This is a genomic window from Neobacillus oceani, from assembly GCF_046237595.1.
Classification (GTDB): domain Bacteria; phylum Bacillota; class Bacilli; order Bacillales; family Cytobacillaceae; genus Bacillus_D; species Bacillus_D oceani.
The window spans coordinates 3,849,426-3,866,438 of the sequence record NZ_CP143543.1 but is presented as its reverse complement, the minus strand read 5'-3'; the positions used below and the strand labels follow the sequence as shown (position 1 = coordinate 3,866,438).

General features: G+C 40.4%; 18 protein-coding genes and 1 pseudogene. 16 read left to right on the top strand and 3 right to left on the bottom strand.

What is annotated here, in order from left to right:
* Positions 1-416: 416 nt before the first annotated feature.
* Complete coding sequence (locus V1499_RS19625; protein WP_409271848.1) at positions 417-1,163, bottom strand: class I SAM-dependent methyltransferase; 747 nt, start codon at positions 1,161-1,163, stop codon at positions 417-419.
* A gap of 475 nt (positions 1,164-1,638) precedes the next feature.
* Between V1499_RS19625 and V1499_RS19620 the strand changes: the two genes are divergently transcribed.
* From V1499_RS19620 to V1499_RS19605, 4 genes are all read left to right on the top strand, one after another.
* Positions 1,639-2,256, top strand: a complete 618-nt coding sequence (locus V1499_RS19620; RefSeq protein WP_409271846.1) for an NUDIX hydrolase — start codon at positions 1,639-1,641, stop codon at positions 2,254-2,256.
* Between the two features lie 88 nt (positions 2,257-2,344).
* The gene (locus tag V1499_RS19615) at positions 2,345-3,577 is read left to right on the top strand and encodes an RtcB family protein (protein WP_409271844.1); all 1,233 of its coding nucleotides are present in this window, start codon (positions 2,345-2,347) and stop codon (positions 3,575-3,577) included.
* A 315-nt stretch (positions 3,578-3,892) separates the two neighbouring features.
* A complete protein-coding gene (locus V1499_RS19610) occupies positions 3,893-4,270 on the top strand; it encodes an SET domain-containing protein (RefSeq protein ID WP_409271842.1) in 378 nt (125 codons plus the stop codon).
* A gap of 33 nt (positions 4,271-4,303) precedes the next feature.
* Positions 4,304-4,513, top strand: coding sequence for a hypothetical protein (locus V1499_RS19605; RefSeq protein ID WP_409271841.1), 210 nt, complete (start codon positions 4,304-4,306; stop codon positions 4,511-4,513).
* A 73-nt stretch (positions 4,514-4,586) separates the two neighbouring features.
* Here the strand turns inward: V1499_RS19605 and V1499_RS19600 are convergent, their stop codons facing one another.
* Positions 4,587-4,997 (bottom strand): GNAT family N-acetyltransferase, encoded by a 411-nt coding sequence (locus V1499_RS19600; RefSeq protein WP_409271839.1) that lies wholly within the window; start codon positions 4,995-4,997, stop codon positions 4,587-4,589.
* 165 nt (positions 4,998-5,162) lie between these two features.
* Between V1499_RS19600 and V1499_RS19595 the strand changes: the two genes are divergently transcribed.
* The 8 genes from V1499_RS19595 to V1499_RS19560 all read left to right on the top strand — a co-directional run bounded on the left by V1499_RS19595 (position 5,163) and on the right by V1499_RS19560 (position 10,621).
* A complete protein-coding gene (locus V1499_RS19595; RefSeq protein WP_409271837.1) occupies positions 5,163-5,579 on the top strand; it encodes a hypothetical protein in 417 nt (138 codons plus the stop codon).
* Positions 5,580-5,725: 146 nt separating this feature from the next.
* On the top strand, positions 5,726-6,109 hold the full coding sequence (locus V1499_RS19590) for a hypothetical protein (protein WP_409271836.1): 384 nt from the start codon (positions 5,726-5,728) through the stop codon (positions 6,107-6,109).
* Between the two features lie 203 nt (positions 6,110-6,312).
* Positions 6,313-6,528, top strand: coding sequence for a hypothetical protein (locus V1499_RS19585; protein ID WP_409271835.1), 216 nt, complete (start codon positions 6,313-6,315; stop codon positions 6,526-6,528).
* Positions 6,525-6,890: a hypothetical protein gene (locus V1499_RS19580; protein ID WP_409271833.1), complete on the top strand. Its 366-nt coding sequence runs from the start codon at positions 6,525-6,527 to the stop codon at positions 6,888-6,890. The genes V1499_RS19585 and V1499_RS19580 overlap by 4 nt, the downstream gene beginning before the upstream one ends.
* A gap of 224 nt (positions 6,891-7,114) precedes the next feature.
* Positions 7,115-7,654 (top strand): RNA polymerase sigma factor, encoded by a 540-nt coding sequence (locus tag V1499_RS19575; protein ID WP_409271832.1) that lies wholly within the window; start codon positions 7,115-7,117, stop codon positions 7,652-7,654.
* Complete coding sequence (locus V1499_RS19570) at positions 7,626-8,237, top strand: nuclear transport factor 2 family protein (RefSeq protein ID WP_409271830.1); 612 nt, start codon at positions 7,626-7,628, stop codon at positions 8,235-8,237. Before V1499_RS19575 ends, V1499_RS19570 begins: the two co-directional genes overlap by 29 nt.
* 328 nt (positions 8,238-8,565) lie before the next feature.
* Positions 8,566-9,549 carry an NAD(P)-dependent alcohol dehydrogenase gene (locus tag V1499_RS19565; protein ID WP_409271828.1) on the top strand — a complete coding sequence of 328 codons (984 nt, stop codon included), beginning with the start codon at positions 8,566-8,568 and terminating at the stop codon, positions 9,547-9,549.
* Between the two features lie 553 nt (positions 9,550-10,102).
* Positions 10,103-10,621 (top strand): hypothetical protein, encoded by a 519-nt coding sequence (locus V1499_RS19560; protein ID WP_409271826.1) that lies wholly within the window; start codon positions 10,103-10,105, stop codon positions 10,619-10,621.
* 143 nt (positions 10,622-10,764) lie between these two features.
* On the opposite strand, the gene V1499_RS19555 is transcribed toward V1499_RS19560, so the two are convergent.
* Positions 10,765-11,859, bottom strand: coding sequence for a carbohydrate kinase (locus V1499_RS19555; RefSeq protein ID WP_409271824.1), 1,095 nt, complete (start codon positions 11,857-11,859; stop codon positions 10,765-10,767).
* Between the two features lie 506 nt (positions 11,860-12,365).
* Between V1499_RS19555 and V1499_RS19550 the strand changes: the two genes are divergently transcribed.
* From V1499_RS19550 to tnpB, 4 genes and pseudogenes are all read left to right on the top strand, one after another.
* Positions 12,366-13,490, top strand: coding sequence for a carbohydrate kinase (locus V1499_RS19550; RefSeq protein ID WP_409271822.1), 1,125 nt, complete (start codon positions 12,366-12,368; stop codon positions 13,488-13,490).
* Entirely contained in the window at positions 13,474-14,391 is a 918-nt protein-coding gene (locus tag V1499_RS19545; RefSeq protein WP_409271820.1) for a pseudouridine-5'-phosphate glycosidase, read from the top strand. Before V1499_RS19550 ends, V1499_RS19545 begins: the two co-directional genes overlap by 17 nt.
* A gap of 123 nt (positions 14,392-14,514) precedes the next feature.
* Positions 14,515-15,444, top strand: coding sequence for a nucleoside hydrolase (locus V1499_RS19540; protein WP_409271819.1), 930 nt, complete (start codon positions 14,515-14,517; stop codon positions 15,442-15,444).
* 326 nt (positions 15,445-15,770) lie between these two features.
* Positions 15,771-16,927 (top strand): annotated as a pseudogene (tnpB, locus tag V1499_RS19535) (IS200/IS605 family element RNA-guided endonuclease TnpB).
* Positions 16,928-17,013 lie beyond the last annotated feature (86 nt).

Below are 17,013 nucleotides of genomic sequence, written 5' to 3'. Positions count from 1 at the left end.
ATGAATTGAACGAGTATACTTGTATACAAGTATTATAATATAATTTTTCTGAATGTAAACGTTTTTACATTTAAATCTATAATTCACATGGGATGTTACCCAACTGGTGGGGGAATAAACCTTTGTAGACATCTTTTCATGGAAGCAAATTGTCGGACGAAATTTTTATGTAGTTTTAGCCGTGGAAGAGGCAACTGGGCATTTGGTTTGGGAAATGAATCGATTTAAGAGTGGGGGAAGAGAAGGAAATAATTTAAAATTCCATGTACCATTAGCATTGATTATGTTTTCAATATAAGGTTGCAGTTTTTTGAAACTTAACAATGAGCAACGTCATAAAGGCATCCTTACATACGGCAAAAAAGGTGCGTTAATCTACCAGAGATAAACGCACCTTGTGGAAAATTAAATGGTCATCATAATTTTCTGGCTTTAATGATTAGCGTAGTCGGAAGGTATTGGGCTTTTTCATAAGAATACCAGCTATTGGAGTGCCGCTGGATGTCCTTTTCCGATAAACAGGCATCTTCTACTACTTTTTCAATCGTAAATCCGTTTTCAATTAACGTATTTATGTAGGTGCTAAGCCTGAATTGCTGCATAATGGCCGGGTGGCCCCAGGCTTCATGATCATACGGGCCTTCCTCATGATAGGATTTAGTAAACATCACCGTGCCGTCAACATTTTTAACTCGATTGTACAGTGGGTGCTCCCAGCTAAAAATGAAAACGCCGCCCTGCTTTAAATAGGAACGTACATTTGTTAATGTTTTATTAAGGTCGGCGGTCCACCCCAAAGCGTAAATAGAAAAAACGATATCGAAGTAATCAATTGGAATGCCCGGATTTTCCTCCATTGGCGATTCAAATAATTTAACAGGGGTTTTGGCGCTTCTTAATAATTCCTTCGCTGCGCCTATCTGTGTTTTTGATAGATCCAATCCCCATAATTCGCGGGTATTTTTCGAATCCAAGTAGTGTAATGAATGCCCGCTGCCACAGCCAATCTCCAAAATTTTCAAATCGCTCACATCACCGAAAAGGTTAAGTTCTTCCTCACTGGGAGCCAAGGGACCATATTCGGGCAGCGGATTTCTCCCGTAAAAACGATGGGCAACCTCATCCCAACTTTGTTTATTTACCATCAGCGTATTCATAGCCATAGCTCGCCCTCCAATAGTTGATAGAACATATATTCTCTATTTGGAATGAATGTCCTGCTGAAAATGTGGATTTTTTACAAGTTTGGGTATTGATTCGGGTTAATAGGAAAAGGAGCGGAAGGATATGGTAAAGTAAAGGATATAATAGGGGCTGTTAAAATTATTTTCAAAGTGCATCTATGATTTTACCCGCCGAACCGTATTTATCGTGTTTATGAAGACAGTTTCAAATGATTTTGCATGTCGAAAGTGTCTTCATTGGGGTTATGAAGACAGTTTTAAATGACTTTACTTGTCAAAAGTGTCTTCATTGAGGCTATGAAGACAGTTACAAACGATTTTGCATGTCGAAAGTGTCTTCATCGTGGTTATGAAGGCAGTTTCAACTGATTTTCGTCGTCTAAACTGTCTTCATTTGGTTAGGAAGGCAATTCCAAATAAAATTTATAGTTAAATAGATTGGCGGTGTTGATGGATGGAGCCTAAGTGGCTAGAGTGGGCGAAGCAGCTTCAATCGATTGCACAGGCGGGGCTGACGTATTCCAAGGATGTTTATGATTTGGAGAGGTTTGAAGAGATAAGAAAAATAAGTGTTGAGATCATGTCCCAACACACTGGTTTGGACTCACAAATAATTACGGACTTATTTGCCAATGAAACAGGCTATGCAACTCCAAAGGTCGATATACGGGCCGTTGTTTTTAAAGAAAATAAGATTTTAATGGTCAAAGAAAAAATGGATGGAGGCTGGTCGCTTCCTGGCGGCTGGGCTGATATAGGGTTAACTCCAAGTGAAGTAGCGGTCAAGGAAGTGAAAGAGGAATCAGGGTTTGATGTCAAAGTGGTAAAGCTAATCGGCGTCTTAGATAAGAAGCGCCATCCGCATCCTCCATCACCTTACCATACGTATAAACTTTTTTACCAATGCAAAATCATTGGCGGGCATTCAAAGGAAGGGATTGAAACAAGCGCAGTCGGTTTTTTTCCGGAAAATAGCCTGCCGCCTCTTTCAATAGAGAGAAATACAGAATCCCAAATTCAACTTGCATTTAAACACTTGCATAATCCACAAGAACCTGTCTGGTTTGATTAATAAAAAATGTCGCACCAAAAGCCATTGCTGGAAAGGGCCTTCCGTGTTAGCCTAATAAGAAACTGTTAAAAAAAGGGAGGGAGAACTCGTGATAAAGATTAAAGGCGCGCACACGGAGGCGACGATTTTTTCCAATTATCCTCAGGATACCGCGCTCGAACAGATTGAGGAATTGTGCAATCAGGCTTTCTTGAAGGACGCGAAGATTAGCATTATGCCGGACTATCATGCAGGAAAAGGCTGTGTGATTGGAACCACCATCCAATTGAAGGATAAGGTTGTCCCGAACTTGGTCGGGGTTGATGTTGGCTGCGGCGTCCTTACCGTAAAGCTTCAGGATAAAAAACTAGACTTCAATAAACTGGATCAGGTCATTCGGAGCAAGGTACCTAGTGGAATTGATGTTCATACTGAGGAAACCGTGGGGCAAATCAAGACGGGTTTTCCTCCTGTAAAAGAATTTAAAGCAGAGCATATATTAAGCGAAAGTAAAAGCTTGCACTCCCTTGGAACGCTTGGCGGGGGTAATCACTTCATCGAGGTTTCCGCTGATTCTGACGGACATCATTATTTGACCATCCATACCGGGAGCCGCTATGTCGGATCTAGAATCGCCACCTATTATCAAAAGGTCGCAATTTCTAAACTGCAAAGCAGGGATTTAACAGAGATTATTGAAAAACTGAAAGCAGAAGGCCGCCAAAAGGAAATCCAGAGCGTCATTCATAGCTACAAAGAAAAAACTCCTGTCATTCCAAATGACTTAGCTTATTTGGAAGGCGATGATTTTCACGGTTACATCCACGACATGAAACTGGCCCAGGCGTATGCAAAAGCGAACAGGGAAGAGATTGCGCGGACTATTATTGATAATCTGGGGTTTGAGGAGGTGGACAGATTCGATACGGTTCATAATTATATTAATACAGAAAACCTCATTCTAAGAAAAGGAGCCGTTTCCGCCCAAAAAGGGGAACGCCTCATCATTCCAATCAACATGAGGGACGGATCAATTCTTGCAGTCGGAAAAGGCAACGAAGAATGGAATTACTCCGCGCCGCATGGGGCCGGCCGCCTCCTTAGCCGCTCAAAAGCAAGGAAAGCATTAAGCATGGACGATTTCCACACAACGATGAAAGGCATTTGGACGACATCCGTTTCCGAGGAGACGTTGGACGAAGCACCAATGGCTTACAAATCAATGGATGAAATTTTGGAAAAAGCCGAGGAAACCGTTGAAATAGCCACAATCATAAAGCCTGTCTATAACTTTAAAGCAAGCGAAAAATATACTCCAGGAAGATACAAAAAGAAAAGATGACTATCTTCCTCAAGGCTGTGCGCTGATTCTCGAGGAATTGGCGCACTTTCTTTATAAACAAATGAGCTGATTTACTGGAGGTTTAATGAATTTTCGAATCCAGATTCCCAAACGTCCAAACAATTTGTGAAAAAATTCAAAGCATTTGAAAGCGGATTGGAAAACTAGCTTGTAAGGCCGACTGAATCCTTAAAAAATGGATTTTTGTTTAAACCGGCTGCTGGACTGGGCATAATTTGTTTAATAAAGACCGGAATACGGTCAAACTATGGTACAGTAGAGAAGGAAAATTTTAAAAGTGAGAAGGAGAACTGCATGATTGAAGTAAAAACATCTTCACTTAGCAATGGAGAATTCAATAGAGGCGTATTTGCGACACGTGATATTAAAAAAGGGGAGCTTTTGCACGAGGCTCCTGTCATTGCTTATCCGAACGACCAGCATGAACATATAGAGAAAACCCTGCTTGCTGATTACGCTTTTGAGTATGGTATAAACCATACCGCAATCCTGCTTGGGTATGGGATGCTGTTCAACCATTCGTATGAACCGAATGCCACATATGAGATTAACTTTGATAACCACACATTCGATTTCTTTGCTTATACAGACATAAAAGCAGGCGATGAAATTCTTATCAATTATAACGGCGACGTAGATGACAAAGAAGAACTGTGGTTTAATAAAGACTAAAAAGATGCTTACGTATTGCGGAGGAATTAGTTAATGAACAAACGATGGACGATTGACAAGATCAAGGAATTTGTTGAGAAGAATTCGGAAAGTAAATTGCTGACGACGGAATACCACGGTTTTTCACAAAAACTGCTATTTAAATGTGCATGTGGCAGCAACTTTGAAAAAACATTTACGAAATTCAAAAATAACCACCAGCGTAAATGTGACGTCTGCCAGCCGCCGAAAGCATCACGCTAAAACGTATTGCCAATAGACATAGCGCCCATTTCTTTATTTAGAGAAATAGGCGCTATTTTTTTCGAAATACCTGTTAATCGCTGTTTTTTACAAGAATATGCATACCGGGAGCATCGGAAGGACGTACATGAAAACCGAACTTTTCATAAAATCCTACTTTACCTTTAGCGCAGGATAATTGAATAAATTTTACATTTGCTTTCTTGCAATGGTCCATTAACAGTTGCATAATTTTCTTTCCGATTCCTTGTCCCTGGAAATCAGGATGGACGATTAAATCACAAATAAAGGTTTGGTAAAAGCCGTCGGAAACGATTCTTCCAAATCCAATTAAACGATTGTCCAATCTCGCGGATACGCTATACCAACTATTTGATATGGCTTTATGTAAAACCTCATCAGAATAATTAAAAGCTTTATTCCAGCCGGTCGTTTCGAAAAATTCTCCTTTAGAAGGAAGTGATTCAGTATAGATAATTTCCATATAGAACCCCCACGGTACTTATTTTTCCACTTCAAATAGACGTAGGTGGGTACCAAATGTTTCATACGTTCTGCGGGCATTTTATTCTAAATCAACGGTATCAGACATTAAAATTCAGGCGAAATTTTAACCGCCAACGGGGATACTACTCTGGAGGTGGTAAGGATGATTAAAAAGATAGTCGTTTTCATTTTAATAACGGGTTTTCTATCAATACATACTGCAGCTCAAACGAACCGGCAAATTGAACTATTCGATATCGCCAAGGGCAAAGTCGTTATGACGGCGCAGCCAAACCCCAAGGTACATGAAGAAGTTGGAAAATTCCTTGCTGGTATAACCGGAGCTTATCCTAAATTAAATCCAGTTCCGAGAGAAGGCTTTATAATTAGGGTCCCTTTGGAACCGAGTGTGAAAGTGAAAACCCAATTGTTTACTGGACCTGTGGATGAAGTCATCATTATTTTTCCCGCTTATGAAAATCCACATCTTATGTTTTTTGATGATAAAGGCAGGGCATTAGCCTTTAACTTTAAAGGTGATACAGCCAAATTATTGGAGTTGTTAAACTTTATACAATAGGCCTTTTTTGCGTTTTTCCCTTTAGACGTTCTTCATTGAATCATTTTCGTCGCATAAACCATGCCGGTGAAAATGGAATGATGTGAATCCTTGTGAACCTTATAAACGTCTAATTCCTAAACAAGATGTGTTTGGATGAAAAGGGAGTGAAGAAGGTGAAGAAAAGGGCTTTCGCAATAGGTTTCTTAGGCTTGGTAGCAATCGTATTTTTTGTGTTATTTTTAAAAAAGGATGTATCTTATCAGGAAATATCGCTTTCGGAAAATGAAATAAACAGCCTAGTGGCAAATTTCCCTTCAAGTGAAACCCCCTTTACTGGGATAGAAAAAAGAGGCATAAAGACCGAAGCATTTATTGTTGGCCAGGCAGGGCAGGGGATTGAAATTGTATCGATTAGAAAATCCGATAATGTGGGAGTGGACATAACTTATAAAATCACAAACTCCTCTGAACCCGGTTCTAGGCCAGTTAAAAAAGTTAGCGTCATGAATCCTTGGGGAAAACCTATTGGATTTATAAAAGTGGATTAACGATTTGTCTTCGGAGTTTTGCGAAGGGCATACCAGCCGGTTTCTGGTTTATTCAAAGATGATGAAAGCGGATTTTGAAAAACTCTTCCGATGTTAGGGAGAGTTTTTCCATTATTTGATGTGTGTTTTCAGGGTGGGTTTTAATGGTATACTCACCTTAATTTACAACCATTTTGGATTAACAAACGAATGGAGCGCGGCGGATGGTTTGGCTGTTAGTATCATTGCTAGGATTACTCCTTATAGTAGCAGTGATTTTCTATTTTGTTCACGAAGCAAAGTCATTGGAAAACAAAGCGATGGGCACTTTTTCATTTCTGATTGATTTCGTGTTCTCAATAATGGGCGGAGCCATTTTGCTGGGGCTGCTTCTCATTATTTTTGGGATTGCTATGGCTGGGGGACTGTTGGGAGAATGAAAAGGTTTGTTTTTTACCTTTCAATTAGCATTGTTGCCCTTGGTGGAATATATTTGTTGTTTGAAAAACAGAATGATTTTTCAACCGAAAAATGGATAGCTCAACCAATCGAACGTGGAAAAATCGTTGATGATTTGCTAACTTCCTATCAACTGGTCGGAATGTCAAAACAGGAAATAGTTGAGTTGTTGGGTCCGGATGGTGAACCAACAGATTTGGGCCCAATAGGAAACAGGAGCGACAATGCGCTGGCGTATAATTTAGGAGCGGAGCCTGGCTTTTTCAGTATGGATGACGCTTGGCTGGTCATCTATTTTGATATAGATAATCGGGTTAGCGCGTATAAATTGGCAACGGATTAAAAAGGCAGCATCGGATTGAAAACTGAAGGAAATGAACAAGATGGCTGGTTTCTAAGATTATAGATAAATGAGTTCGGTCCCTCCTAATAGTTAGAAAGGGGAGGATAAAATTCTTAAGCACTTGAAGTGCTTTTTTTGTGTAGAAAAATATCAACTATTGTAACTTTTTACATAATCCAACCGTTGTTATGGTATCAACTGGAATGCAGGAAGGAGATGAGCAGTTGGAACGGGAGATAATTAGGGATAAAATACACAATTGGTATTTTGATTACAGTAATGATATTTTCAACTATGTTTTTTTTATTGTAGGTGAACGGGAACAGGCAAAGGATATTCTTCAAGACACTTTTATCCGCGCATTTAACAACTTTAATTCTTTTGACGGGAGAAATGCTAAGAGCTGGCTTTTTCGGATAGCACGGAATTTATCAATTGACCATCTAAGAAGGAAAAAACCAATTAGATACTTTTTAGACTATTTTCCCTTGGTAACATCAAACGATCCAGGACCTGAACAAATTGCCATGTTAAATGAAACGGAAAGGCAATTATATGTTTCAATGAGTAAGCTAAAGCGTGATTATAGGGATGTCATTATTTTAAGGAAAATAAAAGAGTTTTCCATAAGCGAGTCTGCTCAAATCCTGGGTTGGAAGGAAAATAAGGTAAAGGTTACTTTGTTTAGAGCGATGAAAGAACTGAAAATAGAGCTGGAAAAGGAGGGATATACCAATGAAACAGTATTCCGGAGAAGTGAATGAGTTCGATCGGGAATTTAAGTCTATGAATAAAAAGATTAGCCTAACCAAAGTGGAACAAAATCATGTTTTTGAGCAAGTGAATGCAAGGATGGGAGATGGGCTTCGGAAACAGAAGAACCCCTTAATTCCGTGGAAATTCATGATAGCTGCATCAGGAGCGGCCTTGTTATTCATCATATTAGTCATGCCAGGACTTTTAAGCGGTGTTTTAATCAATTCAGGAAAAGCCATGACAGCTATACAGGCGGTCGAAAAACATTATGAAGCTTATAACAATAGGGATTATGATGCCTATTATGACCTGCAAAGTAAAAGGTTAATGGAAACTCAAGAGAAACAAACAGGTATGACAAGGGAAGAGTTTATTAAAAGTTGGAAAGGTGCAAATTTTCCAACCGTGGAAGTGAAAAAGATTCAGGAATTAAATACAGAAACCGAAGAGGGCACTATCGTTTCGGCAACTGTCTATGTTCCCATTTCTACTCGCGGAGCCGCATATACTGAAGTAACCACCTTTAAAGTAATCAAAGAAGACGGTGAATGGAAAATAGATGAGGTTGTTAGTGTGAATAGGATTAATTAATTGGGTGAAGTAAATGAATGAGTAAAATAGTTGCGCAAATCCATGGGGACCATTAAAGCTTTCTCCCTTAAAATGCGAAGTTGTCCAAACTCCTGAAAAGGAAATTGTCCGAGCGAGTATGTACAAAACATTTTTCTTTTAAAAGAAGGTATGGTTGAATCTTTTCAACCACTTTAGCGTCTAATAAATGACAAAATCAACTAATACCAGTTCGAAAGGTCCAGAAAAATCTTTTGGGAAACTGGTTGGTAGGACTACCATTCACTCACACCGTTATTTTTAACAAAAATGCATCCTGCCGATACGCAAATTAAAAGGAGAACTCTTTATGAAGGCAATGGTCTACACTAAATACGGAACAACAGGGATTCTAAATTTATCAGAAGTCGAGATACCTGCTCCAAAGAGCAATGAAGTTTTGGTAAAAGTTCATGCGGTTTCCGTAAATTCGTGGGATTGGGATCTCTTGAGAGGAAAACCATTTCTGGCGCGCCTTGGGGGACTGCTAAAACCAAAATATAAGATACTCGGCGCGGATATAGCAGGGACTGTAGAAGCAGTTGGAAGTGATGTGAACAATCTTCATATCGGTGATGAGCTATTCGGGGATATTTCATGGTGTGGCTGGGGTGGATTTGCGGAATATGTATGTGTTCGGGAAGATGCGTTGACGTTGAAACCAGCTAGTATGAGTTTCGAGGAAGCGGCGGCAATGCCTCAAGCGGGAGTCCTTGCTTTGCAGGGGATTCGGGATAAAGGCGGGATTCAAGCAGGGCAAAAGATTTTAATCAATGGGGCTGGCGGGGGAGTCGGGACGTTCGCGCTGCAAATTGCCAAATTATACGAAGCGGAAGTCACTTGTGTGGATAGTGCGAAGAAATTGGCAATGCTTAAGTCTCTTGGGGCAGACCATGTTATTGATTTCACTCAAGAGGACTTCACTAAGAACGGGCAGTTGTACGACCTGATCCTGGATGTAGTAGGAACGCGGTCAATTTTTTCATACAAGCAAGCATTAAATCCAAATGGTACATATGTGATGGTCGGAGGATCGCTTTCGCTTATTTTACAACTAGTGCTCCTAGGGCCAGTAATTGCGAAAAGTGAAGGGAAAAAGTTCGGCATACTGGTTCATAGGCCGAACAAAAAGGACCAGGACTTTTTAAAAGAGCTTTTCCTTGCAGGCAAGGTGGTCCCGATTATAGATAGGCTATTTACTTTAAGGGAAGCGGAAGAAGCAATTCGTTACCTTGGGGAAGGACATGCAAAGGGGAAGGTGGTTGTCTGTGTTAAAAATAATCAAGAAAATTAATACAATGGCAGTGCCTATAATAGTCTAACTAACGTTGTACAATAAGAATTTTTGTTAAGGAGCGTTGGACATTATCGATAAATTATTTAAAGCCTATGAAAGACTCTTAAAGAAATTATTAGAAATGCTCTTTAAAAAATAAATATATAAAAGATATTGAATACCCAATTCTGAATTAAACTGTATTTCCAGTATAGAAAAATTATGGTAATATACGTAAAGAAAATACATACTGGGGGACATTTGAACATCATGAAAATTTTAAGATTGGTGATAATTGCTATTGGAGTCACATTAACTGGATGTTCTGAAGAAACTAACAAAAGAAATCATTCCAAAAACGGTACAAAAATCAGTAGATATAAATGATGGGGAAGACTCAATAGAAAATAACTCTTATCCAGAAGAAGATGAAAATGTACCTCAAGGGGAAACAGAAGGAATATCACCAGAAAGCTACATACCAATAAATGAGGAGTTTATTCGGGGACAATGGCTTGATGTTCGTATTAAAAAATTTAGTGATCTGTGGAATTATAGAGAAGATGGTACGTTGGAGAGAATTTCTGCTTCTGTTTATGAAGATGTTAAAATCTCAAGCTACTCAATTTTTCATGAGTTTATGGAATACGATTCCAATGGCTTAAAGATTTTTAACTCTGTATATAATGAATACAATGATGAATTTGGCGACATTGAAGTCGAAATCGATAAAATAAATGAAGATTTTCTTATCTACACCAACAAAAGTGGAAGCGTTGATTATTCCGTGAATTTATTTAGGTTGGATTCGGCTCTATCTGCTAAGATTCTAAGCCAGACAAAAGCAGAGATGTTTAGAGATCAATGGATATCCCTTGACTATGATGAACGAGAAAAATTACTATCCGATATACTAACTGGACTTAAAAAAGAAAAGCCAGTGCTCAAGCAAGATATCGGGTATTATAAGGATTTAATTGACGAATTATATTACATTAAACACAAACATAGTACTATTCCATTTCACCAGTTACTGTCAGTTGCAATCCTATATGGAAATGCTGAGGCAGATGGGGTAATAGAGAATTAGAGGAAAGAATATCATCTAATGAATTACAGTGATCAAATTTGAAGTCAAAGAAATTCTATAAGAAAGAGCATCTACTTTGGAGTGAGGTAGATGCTCTTTCAGCAAAAGGAAAATAATTCTTCGAAGAAAATTCAAATATGATTTCATCCAAAAAACTCCTCCACGAGTTCATGGATTTTTTCTGGTTTTAAAAATGGTGAAATTGATTTTTCTGTTTGAAGCGTGAGGGCGGCGCCGGCAAGGCCCAGTTGGCAAGCATTCATTAACGATTTACCATTCATGAGTCCGTATATTGTGCATGAACCAAAGGCTTCACCCGCTCCAGTGACATCAACAACCTCCCTTTGGAAAGCTGGCAAATGCCCGGATTCCTCGGCTGAGCAGTAATATCCCCCTTGGTCCCCCAGCGTGATAATCACTTTTTCAACACCGCGCTGCCTAATTTTTTCACAAGCTGTTTGACATTCATTAATTGAGTCAATCTTGATTCCCGCAAGGATTTCCGCTTCCTCACGGTTTGGGAGCAATAGTTCGACCCCGTCCAAGCGAGATGGAAGTTTTTGCGCCTTGGCCGTGGACACAGGGTCAATGTAAAGAGGAATATTTTCATCTTTGCAGCGTGTAATCAAGTAATTTATACAATCGCTGGGAATGTTCGTATCCAAATAAACAGCTTGGGAGGCAGCGATATGCGACCATTTTTCCTCGAACATGGAGATGGTCAATTTTTCGTATATATTCATATCGGCCATGGAAACAATGCTTTCCCCATCAATATCCAATAAAGTCGTAAAAGTCCCTGTCCGTTCTGTAGGCAAAACCCATACTTGGCTGACATCAACTCCCTGGCCCTTCGTTTCTTTCAGGATCCAATTCCCTTCCTTGTCATCCCCCAGACAAGTCATTAGAGAAGCGCTCACGCCGAGCCGGCTTAAATTTTCCGAGAAGTTACGCGCTACTCCGCCAACAGATTCCGTTATTTTCACCGGATTGGAAGAATACAAGCGCACTTTCTTTTCCGTTCGTGCTTTCCGGTCCGTGTTAGCCCCTCCGATGCAAATAATCGATGATTCTTCCTTCAGGATATAGCCTCGCCCTTTAATCTCGCCGCGTCTCGTCAGGCTGCTTATATAATTCGCAACGGCAGGCCGTGACAAGCCAACAATGCTTGACAATTCCTGCTGGGAAATGAAAGGATTCATTCTTATCAAATCCAAGATTTGTTTCTCTTTATCCATGGAAGTTTTCCCTCCCCTTTAAACAACAGCTTATTCTATAAACAGAAGTTTGTAAACGCTTAATTTTACAACGATTAACAAAATGTGTGCTGTTTGGCATACAAAAGACTGTTTTTAAAAAAACAACCCATTCAGTACACTGTGGTGCCACCCTATTCAGATTTGCATTCTATTGGAAATAAATTATACGCTATCGAAATCGGACAGACAAACGGTAGTCAAATAGCCAACTTGTGTCTTATTTCTTCATTAAATCATCATGCAAATTATTGCTGAATAAATGATTGGAGCGAGTTAAATAATGAATATGTATCTGTTCATTTTCATTTTAGAGTTGAAGAAAGGCGAATAAATCCCGTAATACAAAGCTTTTACCGCCTGTCCATAGACGGTGGGGAATTATGGGATTATTTTTTTTGGGTAATATAGTTGACATTCTATAATGAAAACGTATACTAAACTTATGTTTATTTAACAAACTTTTGTCACGAAGGGAGGTTGTAGGAGTGACGAATGATCTTACCAGAAACGAAAAATTGGTTTTGGAAATGGTTCGGGCAAACCCGTTTATTTCTCAGGAGGAACTGTCGGAATTAATGGGACTCCCAATGGCCTCCATAGCGAGCAGTATTTCTGAACTAATTAAGAAAGACTATGTTTTGGGCAAAGCGTTTGTATTAAATGAAACATCTCCAATCATTTGCATTGGCGGGGCTAACGTTGACCGTAAGTTTTATGCAAAAGAGGAAATTACGAATGAGACGTCCAATCCAGTGAAATCTTCTACCTCGGTAGGAGGGGTAGCGAGGAATATTGCTGAAAACCTGGGTAGATTAGGCGAGGAAGTACTTTTACTATCAGCCAGGGGCAATGATTCAGAATGGGACATGATTTATGAATTGTCATCGCCCTTTATGAATTTGGAGCATGTCACCCCATTTGAAAATTCGTCAACAGGTTCCTATACTGCCGTTTTAGACAAAAATGGTGACTTAACAGTCGCATTGGCAGATATGGATATTTATGAAAATATTACACCTGAGTTGTTAATAAAAAACAGCAACCTGCTTAGGAAAGCGAAATGTATTGTCGTTGATTTGAATTGCCCAGGGGAAACGATTGATTTTCTAAGTGGTTTTACATCAAAATATCACATTCCATTAGTCGTTATCCCAGTTTCAGGACCTAAAATGAACAGGCTTCCTAAGAACCTGAATGCTTTAACTTGGCTCATTGTAAATAGGGATGAAACGGAAACCTACATGGACATCAAAATCAATGATGAGCATGACTGGAAAGAAGCAGTTAAGAAGTGGCTCAAATTAGGCGTGAAAAATGTCATCATCACGAATGGTTCAAAAGGTGTTATGGCGGGATTCGAAAACGGCGAAATACGTTATTACCCGGCGATTAAAACCCCAACGGTCGTTGATGTAACAGGCGCGGGAGATTCATTTTGTTCAGGAGTTGTTTATTCCTGGTTACAAAAGAAAGACCTTGACTACATTATTAAATCCGGTTTAGTCAATGCGCACAAAACCATTATGTCTAAATATACAGTGAGACAAGAGCTATCCCAACAACAATTCAAATTGGATATGGAGGAATTTCAGAATGAAACAGTATATTGAACTATCTGCAGAGGTACAAAAAGCGAAAGAGGAAGGCAAAGCGATCGTAGCACTTGAATCCACAATCATTTCCCACGGTATGCCTTACCCACAAAACGTCCAAATGGCCCGTGAAGTTGAACAAATCGTTCGCGACAACGGCGCTGTTCCGGCAACAATCGCGATTATTGATGGAAAAATTAAAATTGGCCTAACTGATGAAGAGTTAGAGCTATTTGGTAAAAGCAAAGACGTTGCGAAAGTATCACGCCGTGACCTGGCTGCAATTGTTGCAACGAAAAAACTTGGTGCGACTACTGTTGCCACAACAATGATCTGTGCTGAAATGGCTGACATCAGCATCTTCGTAACAGGCGGTATCGGCGGCGTTCACAGAGGCGCGGAAACAACTATGGACATCTCTGCCGACCTTGATGAATTGGCACAAACAAATGTAGCGGTCGTTTGCGCGGGTGCGAAATCAATCCTTGACCTTGCTCTTACGCTTGAGTACCTCGAAACAAAAGGGGTTCCTGTCATCGGGTATGAAACTGAAGTTCTTCCTGCATTCTACACAAGAAGCAGTGAATATAAATTAAACTTCTCCACTGATTCAATTGATGTAATCGCTGAAACATTGAAAACGAAATGGGAATTGAACCTTAAAGGCGGAGCGGTAATCGCCAACCCAATCCCAGAAGAGCATGCGATGGATGAAGATTACATCAATGGCATTATTGCTGATGCGGTTAAAGAAGCAGAAGAAAAAGGCATTTCCGGTAAAGACACCACGCCATTCTTGCTTGGAAAAATCAAAGAAATGACTGAAGGCAAGAGCCTTGTCGCCAATATCGAATTAGTAAAACACAACGCGAAAGTTGGTTCCCAACTCGCAGTTAGCTTCAACAACAAAACAAAGTAATTAAATTTTTATAACCTACAACTTCTATAAAGTGGGGTAATCCGCTTTATAGAAGTTGTTTTATTAAAAAGGGTCCTGAAAACGTTAACAGAGGAATGAAATTTATTAATCGGGGTGAATGAAGTGGATAAAAGAAAAATTATTTTGGATTGCGATCCAGGACATGATGATGCAATAGCAATTATTTTAGCTGCCGCACGGCCGGAATTGGAGATTCTGGGAATCACAACGGTTTCAGGGAATGCCGAGATTGAAAAAACAACCGATAATGCTTTGAAAATTTGTGACTTGGTTTCATTGACAGATGTCGTAGTTTCAAAAGGTGCAAGCGATCCTTTGATTCGTGTCCGCGAAACAGCACCTGGCATTCATGGGGATTCAGGTCTGGATGGTCCGGAGCTCCCTGAACCATCACGCAGCTGGAGTGATGAACATGGCGCCGACACCATTATTAGACTAGTAAAAGAGTCAAACGAGCCTGTTACGATTTTACCAACAGGGCCATTAACAAATGTTGCATTGGCTCTAGCGAAAGCACCGGAAATTAAAAATAATATCGAAGAAATTGTTCTTATGGGCGGAGGGACGTTCGGGAACTGGACACCAACGGCTGAATTCAATATTTGGGCCGATCCGGAAGCGGCTAAAAAAGTATTCGATAGTGGTCTTCCAATCGCGGTAATGGGACTGGATATTACTCACCAGGCCTTGGCAACTAAAGAAGTAATTCATGAAGTTAATAATATTGATAACAACGTTGCCAAAATTGTCGGAGAACTGTTAGTGTTCTTTGCTTCGACGTATAAAGAGATGTTCGATTTCGATGGCGCGCCTGTACACGATGTCTTAACTGTTGCCTACTTGGTCGCACCGGAGTTATTTACGATGAAGGATGTAAATATCGCAGTGGAAACGAAAGGCGAGTTCACAGCAGGCACGATGCTGGTTGACCTCCATGGAGTCACCGGCAGAGAAGTGAATGCAAAGTTCGGACTCGAGCTGGATGTGGAAGGCTTCTGGAAACTCATGATTGACGCGTTGAAAAAATACTAAAGGCAGGGTGGTTGGTCATCCATTTGTTCCTGTTTGCTGTTTGCTGTTTCGAAAACGGCTTCGGTGAACGTGACTGCTAGAATTCGTGGCAATTGTACGGAAAAAATCAGGGCTTGTTGTAGGGGATAGCTTGGATTCGTGACAACCATGTGCGAAAAACTGGCTCCGTTGTCACGAAAGGCAATGATTCGTGACAACGCTGTACGAAAAACTGGGTTCGAGAACTTGTGGCTTTAGCCATGAGATGAATCGAACCTCTTTTTAATATCCAAAACCGAACGTATGTGCTATAATAAAGGTATAATATTCCATAGGAGGTGACCCTTTTGAATCAGCACAAAGCCTTTCGTTTTCGTTTGTATCCAAACAAAGAACAAAAAATTCTGATTGCCAAAACCATCGGCTGCAGCCGTTTGGTCTTTAACCATTTCCTGGGCAAACAGAAAGACCTTGATGCCTATTGGAACATCGTTGAGGCAATGGTTCAAAATGGTCAACTGCCTCAAAATAATTGGAAAGGCACGTATTTTAAAAAATATGACACCATCAAGGCTCTGCCTACATTAAAAAGCAGTATCCCTTTTTAAAAGAGGTGGATAGCATTGCCCTCCAAAAGTCAGTGGAGAACCTTGGGGATGCGTATGACCGCTATTACAAAAAGCAAAATAAATCTCCTCAATTCAAAAGCAAGAAAAACCCTGTGCAAAGCTACACCACCAAATACATCAATGGCAATATTGCCATTGACGGCAACCAAGTCAAACTGCCCAAGTTAGGTTGGGTTCGCTTTGCCAAAAGCCGTGAGGTGGAAGGGCGTATTTTGAATACGACGATTCGCATAAATTCAAGCGGGAAATTTTTTATTTCCATCTTGGCGGAAGTGGACATTCAAGAATTACCGAAAACGCACAAAGCTGTTGGCATCGACATGGGCATCAAAGAATTTGCGTTTCTCACCCAAGGAGACCCGATTCCCAATCCCCATTTTCTGAAGAAAATGGAAGCGAATTTAATAAAAGAACAACGCACTCTCTCACGCAGGGTAGAGGGTTCTTCGAATTGGCACAAACAAAAATGCATAGTGGCCCGCATCCATGAAAAAATTACGAATGCCCGAACGGACTTTTTGCATAAACACTCGACGGCATTGGTCAAAAACCACGACCTCATTGCCATCGAGGAGTTGCACGTCGCCAATATGGTGAAGAATCGTAAGTTAGCCAAGAGCATCCAGGAGGTCTCTTGGTCAGAGTTCCGCCGAATGCTGGAATACAAAGCCAAGTGGTACGGCAAACAAGTGATTGCGATCAGCCCGTGGTTTGCGTCTTCGCAGATCTGTTCGGACTGTGGCTTTCAGCATAAGGCTGTCAAGAACCTACAAATACGGGAATGGGACTGCCCCAATTGTGGCACTCACCATGACCGTGACCACAATGCCAGCTTAAATATACTGCACGAAGCCCAACGGCTTCTGTCGGTATAAATAAACCACAGGAACCGCAGGGACTGCCGGGGATAGCCTACTTACCTGGTTCGCTACCAAAAGGAGCCACAGCGTAGGAATTACGT